Below are 15,156 nucleotides of genomic sequence, written 5' to 3' on the forward strand. Positions count from 1 at the left end.
CAACTTCGTCAAGCCATCAATTGTCTGAATAGATTGCGAGTTATGACAACTTTCAGGATACATCATTCACTTTTTATTCACATCCTGCACGAAACTCGCTCGGACTGGCACCGGTACATTTTTTGAAAACACGAGAGAAATAGAGCTGATCGTCAAAGCCAACATTGCGACCTACGGTGGCGATAGGCATACGTGTGGTACTCAGCAGTAGCTTCGCCTGGCTGATGCGCTGGTCCTCGCGCCAGCTTAATACGCTGATCCCCAACTGCTGACGGAACAGATGCGACAAACGGGAAGGCGACAGGCAGACGTGCTGCGCGACGCTGGCGATATCAAAATTGCTGTCCGCCAGGTGATCGCTGATGTACTGGCAGGCATCGCGGACGCGGTTGTCCATGGGCGGGTGTAGCGATTCATTGATGGCTTCCATACGTCGGAGCAACAACTGCTCCAGTAAATTAATCGCCAGCAGTTCGGAATAACGACCCTCTCCCTGCCCAGCGTTAATTATTTGCCCAAACAGCTCGTTAAAATGCGGCTGATGTGCTTCATCCGGGCGGAAAAAACCGGTCTGGCCAAAAATGGCCGGCCAGGTCAGCCACTCCTGCCAGTAGGCGCGCGGGCGAAAGTAAACCCACTGGTGATACCACTCGCTGGCATCAGGATGGCGCCCGTAGTGGTGAATTTCTCCAGGTGGAAACAACAGAATATCGCCAGGCCGGCAGACAAACTGCTTGCCCTGATTATTGATAACCCCTTCGCCACGGATGGTGAGATTGAGGATATAACCCTTCATACCCAGCGGCCTGTCGATAAAAAAATCCAGGTATCCGTTCGCCTCGATGGGGGTTAATCCGGCCACCAAATGCGCGTTAAACGAATAACCTGGCAACAGGGGATCGTTTTGCGTTTCAGCCATAATTTCAATACTCCCTACGTCCTGCCAAGAAACAATTTGTCCATATTACGCCAGACATCATCGCTGTCGCCCCTGCGGGCCGCTGTATTTGCGGCAATGGACCACCAACCCCGCTTGTGAAAAGCTCTTTGTAAAAAACATGTACTACGCCAACGTCAAAACCGGCTAACAAAAGTGTCTATAACTACGGCAGAAATGTCCACATTGATTATTTGCACAGCGTCACACTTTGTGATGCAACAGCATTTTAGTCCATAAGATTAGCGGATCCTGCCTGACGGTTTTTATCGCTACTCACTACTGTTTATCCATACCCGTATTTTTGGATGGAGTAAGACGATGGCGATTGCAATTGGCCTCGATTTTGGTAGTGATTCAGTACGCGCTTTGGCGGTGGAATGTGCCACCGGCGAAGAGATCGCCACCAGCGTTGAGTGGTACCCACGTTGGCAGGAAGGGCAATATTGCGATGGCCCAAACAACCAGTTTCGCCATCATCCGCGCGACTACATTGAATCCATGGAAGCGGCGCTGAAAACCGTACTGACCGAACTGAGCGCTGAGCAGCGCGCGGAAGTGGTCGGTATTGGCGTTGACAGTACCGGCTCAACCCCGGCCCCCATCGATGCAGACGGTAATGTACTGGCGCTGCGTCCGGAGTTCGCGGAAAACCCGAATGCGATGTTTGTCCTGTGGAAAGATCACACCTCAGTAGAAGAAGCCGAAGAAATCACCCGCCTGTGCCATACACCGGGCAAGATCGATTACTCCCGCTATATCGGCGGCATTTATTCCAGCGAATGGTTCTGGGCCAAAATCCTGCATGTAACTCGTCAGGACCACGCAGTTGCCGAAGCTGCGGTTTCGTGGATTGAGCTATGCGACTGGGTTCCGGCCCTGCTCTCCAACACCGTACGCCCACAGGATATTCGTCGCGGTCGCTGCAGCGCCGGGCATAAATCTCTGTGGCATGAAAGCTGGGGTGGTCTGCCGCCAGCCAGTTTCTTTGACGAACTCGACCCCATCCTCAACCGCCATCTGCAATACCCAATGTTTACCGATACCTTCACCGCGGATCTGCCGGTTGGCACCCTATGCGCCGAGTGGGCACAGCGTCTGGGACTACCGGAAAGTGTGGTGATTGCAGGCGGTGCTTTTGACTGCCATATGGGCGCGGTCGGCGCAGGTGCACAGCCTAACACGCTGGTGAAAGTCATCGGCACGTCAACCTGCGACATTCTGATTGCCGATAAGCAAAGCGTTGGCGAGCGTGCGGTGAAAGGTATTTGCGGCCAGGTTGATGGCAGCGTGGTGCCGAATTTTATTGGCCTCGAAGCTGGTCAGTCTGCATTCGGTGATATCTATGCCTGGTTTAGCCGCGTGCTGAGCTGGCCGCTGGAACAGCTTGCCGTACAGCATCCGGAACTGCAGACCCAGATTAAAGCCAGTCAAAAACAGCTGCTGCCTGTACTCACCGAAGCATGGGCGAAAAATCCATCACTGGAGCATCTGCCGGTCGTGCTCGACTGGTTCAACGGTCGCCGTACGCCCAATGCCAACCAGCGTTTGAAAGGGGTGATTACCGATCTGAACCTGGCAACCGACGCGCCAGCGCTGTTCGGTGGTCTGATTGCCGCCACCGCCTTTGGCGCGCGCGCCATTATGGAATGCTTCACCGAACAAGGCATTGCGGTTAACAACGTGATGGCGCTTGGCGGTATCGCGCGCAAGAACCCGGTCATCATGCAGGCCTGCTGTGACGTGCTGAACCGTCCGCTACAGATTGTCGCTTCAGACCAGTGCTGCGCACTCGGTGCGGCTATCTTCGCCGCCGTTGCCGCGAAAGTACACGCCGATATCCCTGCCGCTCAACAGCAGATGGCAAGCGCCGTGGAAAATACGCTGCAACCTCGCCCAGAGCAGGCTCAACGTTTTGAACAGCTTTACCGCCGCTATCAGCAGTGGGCAGTAAGCGCTGAACAGCAATACCTTCCGACTGCCGCTCCGGCGCAACAAGCCCCGGTAGACCTGGCAACCCTGACACATTAAGGACACGACAATGACGATTTTTGATAACTATGAAGTGTGGTTTGTGATTGGTAGCCAGCATCTGTATGGCCCTGAAACCCTGCGTCAGGTAACCCAACATGCCGAGCACGTCGTTAACGCACTGAATACTGAAGCCAAACTGCCCTGCAAGCTGGTATTAAAACCGCTAGGCACTTCCCCTGATGAGATTACCGCTATCTGTCGTGACGCGAATTACGACGATCGCTGTGCAGGGATGGTGGTCTGGCTACATACCTTCTCACCGGCAAAAATGTGGATTAACGGCCTGACTATTCTCAACAAGCCGCTGATGCAGTTCCACACCCAGTTCAACGCCGCCCTGCCGTGGGACAGCATTGATATGGACTTTATGAACCTGAACCAGACTGCGCACGGCGGTCGTGAGTTCGGCTTCATCGGCGCGCGTATGCGTCAGCAGCATGCCGTGGTCACCGGTCACTGGCAGGATAAACAAGCGCACGAACGCATTGGCTCCTGGATGCGCCAGGCCGTGTCCAAACAGGATACCCGCCACCTTAAAGTCTGCCGTTTTGGCGACAACATGCGTGAAGTTGCGGTCACCGATGGCGATAAAGTCGCTGCGCAGATCAAGTTCGGCTTCTCGGTAAACACCTGGGCCGTGGGCGATCTGGTGCAGGTAGTGAACGCAATTAGCGACGGCGAAATCAACGCGCTGATCGATGAGTACGAAAGCACCTACACCATGACTGCGGCGACGCAAGTCCACGGTGAAAAACGTCAGAACGTCCTGGAAGCGGCCCGTATTGAACTGGGGATGAAGCGCTTCCTGGAACAGGGCGGATTCCACGCCTTCACTACCACATTTGAAGATTTACACGGCCTGAAACAGCTCCCTGGTCTGGCCGTACAGCGTCTGATGCAGCAAGGCTACGGCTTTGCGGGCGAAGGCGACTGGAAAACCGCCGCTCTGCTTCGCATCATGAAGGTGATGTCAACCGGTCTGCAGGGCGGCACCTCATTTATGGAGGATTACACCTACCACTTCGAGAAAGGCAACGATCTGGTGCTCGGCTCGCACATGCTGGAAGTGTGTCCGTCCATCGCGGTGGAAGAGAAACCGATCCTCGACGTACAGCACCTCGGCATTGGTGGTAAAGACGATCCTGCCCGTCTGATCTTCAACACCAAAACCGGCCCGGCAGTGGTTGCCAGCCTGATCGATCTCGGCGATCGCTATCGCCTGCTGGTTAACTGCATCGACACGGTACAAACGCCGCACTCCCTGCCAAAACTGCCTGTCGCTAACGCGCTGTGGAAAGCTCAACCGGATCTGCCAACCGCTTCTGAAGCCTGGATCCTGGCCGGTGGCGCGCACCACACCGTGTTCAGCCACGCGCTGGATCTGAACGATATGCGCCAGTTTGCTGAAATGCACGATATCGAGATCGCGGTGATCGATAACGATACCCGTCTGCCGGCCTTTAAGGACGCGCTGCGCTGGAACGAAGTGTATTACGGCTTCAAACGTTAACAACTGCCGGATGACGGCGTAAACACCTCATCCGGCCTACAAGAATGTGCGATTTGTAGGCCGGATAAGCGTAGCGCCATCCGGCAAGATTCATCGGAGAGCATCATGTTAGAAGATCTCAAACATCAGGTACTGGAAGCCAATCTGGCGTTGCCTAAGCACAATCTGGTCACCCTGACCTGGGGGAATGTCAGCGCCGTCGATCGCGAGCGCGGCGTGTTTGTGATTAAACCTTCGGGAGTCGATTACAGCGTAATGACCGCCGACGATATGGTGGTAGTCAGTATCGCCACGGGTGAAGTTGTTGAAGGTACGAAGAAACCTTCCTCAGATACCCCAACACACCGTTTGCTGTATCAGGCATTCCCGACCATTGGCGGTATTGTTCACACCCATTCGCGTCATGCAACCATCTGGGCGCAGGCGGGTCAGTCGATTCCGGCAACGGGGACCACCCATGCGGACTATTTCTACGGTTCGATTCCCTGCACACGGAAAATGATCGACGAAGAAATCAACGGCGAATATGAATGGGAAACCGGCAACGTGATCGTTGAAACCTTTGAGAAACAAGGTATTGACGCCGCGCAGATGCCTGGCGTGCTGGTGCACTCTCACGGTCCGTTTGCCTGGGGAAAAAATGCCGAAGACGCGGTGCATAACGCCATCGTGCTGGAAGAAGTCGCCTATATGGGGATCTTCTGTCGCCAGCTCGCGCCGCAATTGCCGAATATGCAGCAAACCCTGTTAGATAAACATTATCTGCGTAAACACGGTGCTAAAGCGTATTACGGGCAGTAACCTCTTCTGAGCATGACAACTGTATAAAATCACAGCTAATCTATCAGAACCAGGCTATAATAATGCCTGGTTTTTTGATGGATACGCAGCGTGGCGCAAGCAGGTTTTATTTTAACCCGGCACTGGCGGGACACCCCGCAGGGAACTGAGGTCTCATTCTGGCTGGCTACAGACAATGGGCCGCTGCAGGTCACGCTCGCTCCTCAGGAGTCGGTCGCGTTTATTCCCACCAGTCAGGTTCCTCGCGTGACGCCATTATTACGCACTGAAAACGGCTATCGCCTGACGCCGCTGCAATTGCAAGACTTCCACCGCCAACCCGTTTCCGGACTGTATTGCCGCTCACATCGCCAGCTCATGCGGTTGGAAAAATTGCTGCGCGAAAACGCAGTCACCGTCTATGAGGGCGACGTACGCCCACCTGAGCGGTATCTGATGGAGCGCTTTATCACCTCCCCTGTTTGGGTCGAAGGCGACAGACATAATGACATGCTGGTCAATGCCCGCCTGAAGCCGAACCCTGACTATCGACCACCGCTAAAATGGGTATCGCTGGATATCGAAACCACGCGCCACGGCGAACTCTATTGCATCGGTCTGGAAGGCTGCGGGCAGCGTATTGTCTACATGCTCGGCCCGGCAAATGGCGACGCCTCTACGCTGGATTTTGAACTTGAGTACGTTGCAAGCCGCCCGCAGTTGCTGGAAAAACTCAATGACTGGATTGCCCGTCACGATCCTGATGTGATAATCGGCTGGAACGTCGTGCAATTCGATTTACGCGTCCTGCAACAGCACGCCGAACGTTACCGCATTCCCCTGCGTTTTGGCCGTGATAGCAGCGAGCTTGAGTGGCGCGAGCATGGCTTCAAAAACGGCATATTCTTCGCTCAGGCTAAGGGGCGCCTGATTATCGACGGTATTGAGGCGCTAAAATCCGCGTTCTGGAATTTCTCGTCATTTTCACTGGAAACGGTGTCACAGGAGCTGCTGGGCGAAGGGAAGTCGATTGATAATCCGTGGGACAGAATGGACGAAATCGACCGTCGATTTGCCCAGGATAAGCCCGCGCTTGCCACCTACAATCTCAAAGACTGTGAACTGGTCACGCGCATTTTTCACAAAACCGAGATCATGCCATTTCTGCTGGAACGATCGACGGTCAACGGTCTGCCGGTCGACCGGCACGGTGGTTCAGTTGCCGCCTTCGGACATCTCTACCTGCCACGAATGCACCGGGCGGGTTATGTGGCGCCGAATCTGGGTGAAGTCCCCGCGCACGCCAGTCCCGGCGGCTACGTGATGGACTCACGCCCAGGCTTATACGACTCGGTACTGGTGCTGGATTACAAAAGCCTGTATCCCTCAATAATTCGTACTTTTTTAATCGATCCGGTGGGGCTTATCGAAGGGATGGCGCAGCCGGATCCGGAACACAGCACCGAAGGTTTCCTTGACGCCTGGTTTTCACGCGAAAAGCACTGCCTGCCTGAAATCGTTACTCAGATCTGGCACGGGCGCGAAGAAGCAAAACGCCGTGGCAATAAGCCACTCTCGCAGGCGTTGAAAATCATCATGAACGCATTTTACGGCGTGCTGGGCACCACTGCCTGTCGCTTTTTCGACCCGAGACTGGCCTCGTCCATTACCATGCGCGGCCATGCGATCATGCGCCAGACCAAAGCGTTAATTGAGGCTCAGGGTTACGATGTCATTTATGGCGATACCGACTCGACCTTTGTCTGGCTGAAAAAGGCGCACTCAGAAGACGATGCAGCCCGAATTGGTCGGGAACTGGTGAGCTACGTCAACACCTGGTGGGCGCAATCGCTGAAGCAACAAAATCTGACCAGCGCGCTGGAACTGGAATTTGAAACCCATTTTTGTCGCTTTCTGATGCCGACCATTCGCGGTGCAGATACCGGCAGTAAAAAACGCTATGCGGGGATGATTCAGGACGGTGCTGAGCAACGTATGGTGTTTAAGGGACTGGAAACGGTACGAACCGACTGGACGCCGCTGGCCCAACAGTTTCAGCAGGAGCTATACCTGCGAATTTTTCGTAACGAACCTTATCAGGAGTTTGTTCGCGAGACTATTGACCGTCTGATGGCCGGTGAAATGGATGAACAACTGGTGTACCGCAAGCGCCTGCGTCGCCCGTTAAGTGAATACCAGCGAAATGTTCCACCACACGTTCGCGCTGCGCGGTTAGCCGATGAGCAGAATGTAAAGCTGGGGCGTCCGCCACAGTATCAGAATCGCGGAACCATAAAATATGTCTGGACGGTCAATGGCCCAGAACCTGTTGATTATCAGCTATCTGTGCTCGATTACGAGCATTATCTGACCCGCCAGATCCAACCCGTTGCCGAGGGAATTCTTCCCTTTATTGACGATAATTTTGCTACACTACTCACAGGACAACTGGGGTTATTTTGACGCGTGACGAAACCGCCGCCATCCAGTACCATAGCGCCCTTTCCATTCCTGGACCCATTTAACACCACTACCACTGATTTATTAGCCTGGTAGCGGGGTCGTATGCTCTCAATAACGGGGACTAGCCCGGAAAATGACGAGTATTGCCTGCAATTAAAGATATAGAGCCGAACATATATGCCTTTTACACTTGGTCAACGCTGGATCAGCGATACAGAAAGCGAATTGGGACTTGGTACTGTTGTCGCCATGGATGCGCGAACCGTCACTTTACTTTTCTCATCGACGGGCGAAAACCGTCTGTATGCGCGCAGTGATTCCCCCGTGACCCGCGTGATGTTCAATCCTGGCGATACGATAACAAGCCATGAAGGCTGGCAACTGCATGTCGATGAAGTAAAAGAAGAAAACGGCCTGCTTGCCTATATCGGAACCCGCCTGGATACCGAAGAAACCGGTGTCACGCTGCGTGAAGTACTGCTCGACAGCAAACTGGTATTCAGTAAACCACAAGATCGCCTGTTTGCCGGCCAGATTGACCGTATGGATCGCTTTGCTCTGCGCTATCGCGCACGTAAATTTCAGAGCGAACAATACCGTATGCCGTGGAGTGGTTTGCGTGGTCAACGTACCAGCCTGATTCCTCACCAGCTGAACATTGCCCATGATGTTGGCCGTCGTCATGCCCCTCGCGTTTTACTGGCAGATGAAGTGGGTTTAGGTAAAACCATTGAAGCCGGGATGATCCTGCATCAACAACTGCTGTCCGGCGCCGCAGAGCGCGTGCTGATCATCGTCCCAGAGACATTACAGCACCAGTGGCTGGTCGAAATGCTGCGCCGCTTCAACCTGCGTTTTGCACTGTTTGATGATGAGCGTTATGCAGAAGCGCAGCACGACGCCTACAACCCGTTTGAAACCGAACAACTGGTCATCTGCTCGCTGGACTTTGCCCGTCGTAATAAACAGCGTCTGGAGCATCTGTGTGACGCCGAGTGGGATCTGCTGATTGTCGATGAAGCCCATCACCTGGTATGGAGCGAAGACGCGCCCAGCCGCGAATATATGGCCATTGAACAACTGGCAGAACGTGTGCCGGGCATCCTGCTGCTAACCGCTACACCGGAACAGCTGGGCATGGAAAGTCACTTCGCGCGCCTGCGCCTGCTGGACCCGAGCCGTTTCCACGATTTCGCCCAGTTTGTTGAAGAGCAAAAAAATTATCGTCCGGTCGCCGACGCCGTCGCGATGCTACTGGCAGGCAACAAGCTGAGTAACAATGAGCTGAACATGTTAGGCGACATGATTGGCGAGCAGGACATTGAGCCGCTATTGCAGGCGGCAAACAGCGACAGCGAAGACGCACAGAGCGCGCGTCAGGAGCTGGTTTCGATGCTGATGGACCGCCACGGCACCAGCCGCGTCCTGTTCCGTAACACCCGTAACGGCGTGAAAGGCTTCCCGAAACGCGAACTGCATACCATCAAGCTGCCGCTGCCGACCCAATACCAGACGGCGATTAAAGTCTCCGGCATTATGGGCGCGCGTAAAAGTGCAGAAGACCGGGCGCGCGACATGCTCTACCCGGAACAGATTTATCAGGAATTCGAAGGCGACACCGGCACCTGGTGGAACTTTGACCCGCGCGTGGAATGGCTGATGGGCTACCTGACCAGCCACCGCTCGCAAAAAGTGCTGGTTATCTGCGCGAAAGCCACTACCGCGCTTCAGCTGGAGCAGGTTCTGCGCGAGCGCGAAGGTATCCGCGCCGCCGTATTCCATGAAGGGATGTCGATCATTGAGCGTGACCGCGCCGCAGCATGGTTTAGCGAAGAAGATAGCGGCGCCCAGGTAATGCTGTGCTCTGAAATCGGCTCCGAAGGGCGTAACTTCCAGTTCGCCAGCAATCTGGTGATGTTTGACCTGCCGTTCAACCCGGATCTGCTGGAACAGCGTATTGGCCGTCTGGACCGTATTGGTCAGGCGCATGATATTCAGATTCACGTTCCGTACCTGGAAAAAACCGCGCAATCTGTGCTGGTGCGCTGGTACCACGAAGGTCTGGATGCGTTCGAACACACCTGCCCGACCGGCCGTACCATCTATGACACGGTCTATAACAATCTGATCGGCTACCTGGCTGAACCAGAAAATACCGAGGGCTTTGACGATCTGATCAAAACCTGCCGCGAACAGCATGACGCGCTGAAAGCACAGCTGGAGCAAGGTCGCGATCGCCTGCTGGAGATCCACTCTAACGGCGGCGAAAAAGCGCTGGCACTGGCTGAGAGTATTGAAGAACAGGACGACGATACCAGCCTGATCGCCTTCGCCATGAACCTGTTTGATATCGTCGGTATTAATCAGGATGACCGTGGCGACAATTTGATCGTGCTGACGCCGTCCGATCATATGCTGGTGCCGGATTTCCCTGGGCTGCCGGAAGATGGCTGCACCATTACGTTCGAGCGCGATGTCGCCCTGTCGCGTGAAGATGCACAATTTATTACCTGGGAGCATCCGCTGATCCGCAATGGTCTGGATCTGATCCTCTCCGGCGACACCGGAAGCAGCACTATTTCGTTGTTGAAAAACAAAGCATTACCTGTTGGTACACTGCTGGTTGAGCTGGTCTATGTTGTTGAAGCGCAAGCACCGAAACAACTGCAGCTAAACCGCTTCCTGCCACCAACGCCGGTACGCATGCTGCTGGATAAAAACGGCAATAACCTTGCTGCACAGGTGGAGTTCGAAACCTTTAACCGTCAGCTCAGCGCCGTTAACCGCCACACCGGCAGCAAACTGGTCAACGCCGTGCAGCAGGATGTTCATGCCATTCTGCAACTCGGTGAAGCGCAGGTGGAAAAATCAGCCCGCGCGCTGATCGACGCAGCGCGTAAAGAAGCTGACGAGAAGCTGACGGCAGAACTTTCCCGTCTCGAAGCGCTGCGTGCCGTTAACCCGAACATCCGTGATGACGAACTTAGCGCAATCGAAAGCAACCGTCAGCAGGTGATGGAAAGCCTGGATCAGGCGGGCTGGCGTCTCGATGCCCTGCGCTTGATCGTCGTGACGCATCAGTAACGGAGCCATACATGGGGATGGAAAACTACAATCCGCCGCAGGAACCCTGGCTGGTCATCCTGTATCAGGATGAACACATTATGGTGGTCAACAAGCCGAGCGGCTTGTTGTCTGTGCCAGGTCGTCTGGATGAGCACAAAGACAGCGTGATGACGCGTATTCAGCGCGATTATCCGCAGGCTGAATCCGTGCATCGTCTGGATATGGCCACCAGCGGCGTGATTGTAGTCGCGCTAACCAAAGCGGCAGAGCGCGAGCTAAAACGCCAGTTTCGCGAGCGCGAACCGAAAAAGCAGTATGTTGCACGCGTCTGGGGGCATCCCGCTCCGGCCGAGGGTCTGGTTGATTTGCCGCTGATTTGCGACTGGCCAAACAGGCCAAAGCAAAAAGTGTGTTATGAGACCGGGAAATCGGCGCAGACAGAGTATGAAGTCGTGGAGTTTGCAGCGGATAACACCGCCCGGGTGGTGCTCAAACCTATTACCGGACGCTCCCACCAGCTGCGTGTGCATATGCTGGCTTTAGGGCATCCGATCCTGGGCGACCGCTTCTATGCTCCGCCGGAAGCTCTGGTGTTAGCGCCGCGCCTGTTGCTGCATGCAGAGATGTTAACCATCACGCATCCCGAATACGGCAACAGTATGACGTTTAAAGTCCCGGCGGATTTTTAAATTCTGAGCCAATTTATGCCGGGGGCGCTTCGCTTGCCCGGCCTACATTCATTAACGTAGGCCGGATAAGGCGCTAGCCGCATCCGGCAATTCAATCACTTGAATCCTTTTTGATCCTTAATCAGCTCGTAAGCTTTTTGGATTTCCTGCGCTTTTTGCTTCGCCATTTCCATCATCTCTGGCGGCAGACCTTTCGCAACCAGTTTGTCCGGATGGTGCTCGCTCATCAGCTTACGGTAAGCCCGCTTTATGGTAGTCGCATCGTCGGTCGTTTTCACACCCAGCACATTGCAGGCGTCTTCCAGCGTCGGGCCACGTTGCGCCTGCTGCCAGCCACCGCTGCCAGACTGCTGCTGATATCCGCCGCCAAAGTGTGCGCCGCCCTGCATCATGCGCAGGAACTGATCAAATTGGGTGCGTGAGATCCCCAACTCTTCAGCAATCACATACAGCACTTCACGTTCGTTAGGATGCAACGACCCATCGGCAAATGCCGCCTGGATCTGAATCTCCAGAAACATGCGGATCAGATCGAATCGACCAAAACAGACGCTGCGAAACTGACGCATCTTTTCACGTAATGGGTAATTATCCGATTTTCCTACCCGGAAGGCATGTTGTGCTGCCGTTCGCGAGTCACCGTGCAAATTCATCCGATCCATCAACTGGCTGGCGATATGAATATCGGCTTCCGTGACGCGACCTTTGGATTTGGTCAGATGTCCCATCACCTCAAAAGTGGTGGCAAAAAACAGCGCCTGGCGTTCACGTTGGTTGGCAAACCACGCCATTTTGCGCATGCGGGCTTTGTCGAACATGTGGCCAACTAACAGCCCCAGAACCACACCCCAGAAGCCGCCGCCCATCATTAAGGCCACGGCTACACCAATTATCTTTCCCCAATACTGCATAGACTCCCCAAATCTTTCCGCTCTCAGCCAGGCTATGTCCCACAATATAAGGTGCTTTTACCGATTTACGGCTGCGGTCAATTGTGGGACATCGCCTATAATTTGCATTATCATACCTGTCATTCAATGCCGTGCCTAACACCACAAACGCTATACCCGTTGGATTTCGAGTTGCAGCAAGGCGGCAACGTAGTGAGTCCCCTGGAGCTTACCCATGTAAGTGACTGGGGTGAACGAGGAAGACAACGAAGATGCAGCTTGAAAGGTGGTAGGTATAAAATGGGCAGGATTAATACTAGCGAAGTGAAGATGAGATAAGTTAGGCTGTGACCGTTTGTCACGCGCGACGCTACTGATGATGGAACAATAAATACAACGTATGAAAAAACGTATTCCCACTCTTCTGGCCACCATGATTGCCAGCGCCCTCTATAGCCATCAGGGCCTGGCAGCCGATCTCGCCTCACAGTGTATGCTGGGCGTGCCGAGCTATGACCGTCCTCTGGTACAGGGCGAGACTAATGAGTTACCCGTCACCATCAATGCCGACAACGCAAAAGGGAATTATCCCGATGACGCGGTGTTTACCGGCAACGTGGATATCGCACAGGGTAACAGCCGCCTGCAGGCCGACGAAGTGCAGCTTCATCAGAAGCAGGCTGAAGGCCAGCCGGAGCCAATTCGTACCGTCGATGCGCTGGGCAATGTCCATTATGACGACAATCAGGTTATTCTGAAGGGGCCGAAGGGCTGGTCCAATCTGAATACCAAAGATACCAACATCTGGGAAGGTGATTACCAGATGGTCGGCCGCCAGGGGCGCGGGAAAGCAGACCTGATGAAACAGCGTGGGGAAAACCGTTATACTATTCTGGAAAACGGTAGCTTTACCTCCTGTCTGCCAGGTTCCGATACCTGGAGCGTCGTCGGTAGCGAAGTTATCCACGACCGTGAAGAACAGGTCGCGGAGATCTGGAACGCCCGTTTCAAACTGGGTCCGGTTCCGGTCTTTTACAGTCCTTATTTACAGTTACCCGTCGGCGATAAGCGCCGTTCCGGTTTCCTGATCCCGAACGCAAAATATTCCACCAATAACTATTTTGAGTTCTACCTCCCGTATTACTGGAACATTGCGCCCAATATGGACGCCACCATCACGCCGCACTATATGCACCGTCGCGGCGGGATCATGTGGGAGAACGAATTCCGCTACCTCACCCAGGCGGGTGCGGGCTTGATGGAGTTCGACTATCTGAATTCCGATAAAGTGTACGAGGACGAACATCCGAATGATGACAATTCACGTCGCTGGCTGTTCTACTGGCAGCACGCCGGTGTACTGGACCAGGTGTGGCGTTTCAACGTCGACTACACCAAGGTCAGCGACACCAGCTACTTTAACGATTTCGATAATAAATACGGTTCCAGTACCGACGGCTACGCCACGCAGAAATTCAGCGTCGGCTACGCGGTACAAAACTTTGACGCCACGGTATCGACCAAGCAGTTCCAGGTCTTCGACGCACAAAACAGTAATAGCTACTCTGCGCAGCCGCAGTTAGACGTCAACTACTACCAAAACGACGTCGGTCCGTTTGATACCCGGATTTATGGTCAGGCGGTCCATTTCGTCAATACCAATGACAACATGCCGGAAGCCACGCGTGTTCACCTTGAACCGACGATCAATCTGCCGTTGTCGAATAACTGGGGCAGTATCAATACCGAAGCGAAGCTGCTGGCAACGCACTATCAGCAGACCAATCTGGATTGGTATAACAGTAATCCGAAGAACACTAAGCTGGATGATTCCGCTAACCGCGTCATGCCGCAGTTTAAAGTCGACGGCAAGATGGTATTCGAGCGTGACATGCAAATGCTGGCGCCGGGTTATACCCAGACGCTGGAGCCGCGCGCGCAGTACCTGTACGTCCCATATCGCGACCAAAGTCATATCTATAACTATGACTCCTCCCTGCTGCAATCTGACTACACCGGCCTGTTCCGTGACCGTACTTATGGCGGCCTGGACCGCATTGCTTCTGCCAACCAGGTGACGACGGGGGTCACATCTCGCGTTTATGATGACGCGGCCGTTGAACGTTTTAATATTTCTGTGGGTCAAATCTACTATTTCACCGAGTCACGCACTGGCGATGACCATACAGAATGGGAGAATGACGACAAAACAGGTTCACTGGTATGGGCGGGCGATACCTACTGGCGCATCTCCGATCGTTGGGGTTTACGCAGTGGGATCCAGTACGACACGCGTCTGGATAGCATCGCAACCAGCAATAGCAGTATCGAATACCGACGCGACGAAAACCGTATGCTGCAGTTGAACTACCGTTATGCCAGCCCAGAGTATATTAAGGCCGCTGTACCTTCACGTGATGTAACTAACGCCCAGTATGAAAACGGGATTTCGCAGGTGGGTGCAGTGGCAAGCTTCCCGATCGCCGATCGTTGGTCGATTGTTGGTGCTTACTACTTCGATACCAACGTGAACAAAGAAGCAGATTCAATGTTGGGCTTACAGTACAACTCCTGCTGTTACGCCATTCGCTTTGGCTACGAGCGTAAGCTGAACGGTTGGGATGACAAAATGCAGCACGCGATTTATGACAACACGATCGGCTTTAATATCGAACTCCGTGGCCTGAGCTCAAACTACGGTCTCGGCACGACTCAAATGTTACGTTCGAACATTTTGCCGTATCAAAGCGCTTTATGATCTGATTGATTTACAACGTAATCCGCATT

At 54.0% G+C, this 15,156-nt stretch carries 9 protein-coding genes; 7 read left to right on the top strand and 2 right to left on the bottom strand.

All coding sequences use genetic code 11. The annotated features are described in order from the left end of the window. Positions 1–73: 73 nt before the first annotated feature. Positions 74–919, bottom strand: a complete 846-nt coding sequence (gene araC / locus OGY71_RS21420; RefSeq protein ID WP_003829586.1) for an arabinose operon transcriptional regulator AraC — start codon at positions 917–919, stop codon at positions 74–76. A 339-nt stretch (positions 920–1,258) separates the two neighbouring features. Here araC and araB point away from each other — a divergent pair, with 339 nt between their 5' ends. From araB to rluA, 6 genes are all read left to right on the top strand, one after another. After that, the gene (araB, locus tag OGY71_RS21425) at positions 1,259–2,968 is read left to right on the top strand and encodes a ribulokinase (RefSeq protein WP_286613700.1); all 1,710 of its coding nucleotides are present in this window, start codon (positions 1,259–1,261) and stop codon (positions 2,966–2,968) included. A 10-nt stretch (positions 2,969–2,978) separates the two neighbouring features. After that, positions 2,979–4,481 carry an L-arabinose isomerase gene (araA, locus tag OGY71_RS21430; RefSeq protein WP_003829590.1) on the top strand — a complete coding sequence of 501 codons (1,503 nt, stop codon included), beginning with the start codon at positions 2,979–2,981 and terminating at the stop codon, positions 4,479–4,481. Between the two features lie 105 nt (positions 4,482–4,586). Next, positions 4,587–5,282 (top strand): L-ribulose-5-phosphate 4-epimerase, encoded by a 696-nt coding sequence (araD, locus tag OGY71_RS21435; protein ID WP_126319269.1) that lies wholly within the window; start codon positions 4,587–4,589, stop codon positions 5,280–5,282. A gap of 90 nt (positions 5,283–5,372) precedes the next feature. Further along, entirely contained in the window at positions 5,373–7,724 is a 2,352-nt protein-coding gene (gene polB / locus OGY71_RS21440) for a DNA polymerase II (RefSeq protein WP_286613702.1), read from the top strand. Positions 7,725–7,901: 177 nt separating this feature from the next. Continuing rightward, positions 7,902–10,808: an RNA polymerase-associated protein RapA gene (gene rapA, locus OGY71_RS21445; RefSeq protein WP_063941096.1), complete on the top strand. Its 2,907-nt coding sequence runs from the start codon at positions 7,902–7,904 to the stop codon at positions 10,806–10,808. A gap of 11 nt (positions 10,809–10,819) precedes the next feature. Next, complete coding sequence (rluA, locus tag OGY71_RS21450) at positions 10,820–11,479, top strand: bifunctional tRNA pseudouridine(32) synthase/23S rRNA pseudouridine(746) synthase RluA (protein WP_003829598.1); 660 nt, start codon at positions 10,820–10,822, stop codon at positions 11,477–11,479. Positions 11,480–11,574: 95 nt separating this feature from the next. Here the strand turns inward: rluA and djlA are convergent, their stop codons facing one another. Next, positions 11,575–12,390, bottom strand: coding sequence for a co-chaperone DjlA (gene djlA / locus OGY71_RS21455; RefSeq protein ID WP_286613705.1), 816 nt, complete (start codon positions 12,388–12,390; stop codon positions 11,575–11,577). Positions 12,391–12,769: 379 nt separating this feature from the next. Here djlA and lptD point away from each other — a divergent pair, with 379 nt between their 5' ends. After that, positions 12,770–15,127 (top strand): LPS assembly protein LptD, encoded by a 2,358-nt coding sequence (lptD, locus tag OGY71_RS21460; RefSeq protein WP_003829601.1) that lies wholly within the window; start codon positions 12,770–12,772, stop codon positions 15,125–15,127. Positions 15,128–15,156: the final 29 nt, after the last annotated feature.

Source organism: Citrobacter sp. Cpo109 (assembly GCF_030332565.1).
Taxonomy (GTDB): Bacteria; Pseudomonadota; Gammaproteobacteria; order Enterobacterales; family Enterobacteriaceae; genus Citrobacter; species Citrobacter portucalensis.

Excerpts from the sequence above, each read along its gene's own strand:
- rluA (WP_003829598.1), top strand. The coding sequence starts at position 10,820 with ATGGGGATGGAAAACTACAATCCGCCGCAGGAACCCTGGCTGGTCATC.
- araD (WP_126319269.1), top strand. The coding sequence starts at position 4,587 with ATGTTAGAAGATCTCAAACATCAGGTACTGGAAGCCAATCTGGCGTTG.
- araC (WP_003829586.1), bottom strand. The coding sequence starts at position 919 with ATGGCTGAAACGCAAAACGATCCCCTGTTGCCAGGTTATTCGTTTAAC.
- djlA (WP_286613705.1), bottom strand. The coding sequence starts at position 12,390 with ATGCAGTATTGGGGAAAGATAATTGGTGTAGCCGTGGCCTTAATGATG.
- lptD (WP_003829601.1), top strand. The coding sequence starts at position 12,770 with ATGAAAAAACGTATTCCCACTCTTCTGGCCACCATGATTGCCAGCGCC.
- rapA (WP_063941096.1), top strand. The coding sequence starts at position 7,902 with ATGCCTTTTACACTTGGTCAACGCTGGATCAGCGATACAGAAAGCGAA.
- araB (WP_286613700.1), top strand. The coding sequence starts at position 1,259 with ATGGCGATTGCAATTGGCCTCGATTTTGGTAGTGATTCAGTACGCGCT.
- araA (WP_003829590.1), top strand. The coding sequence starts at position 2,979 with ATGACGATTTTTGATAACTATGAAGTGTGGTTTGTGATTGGTAGCCAG.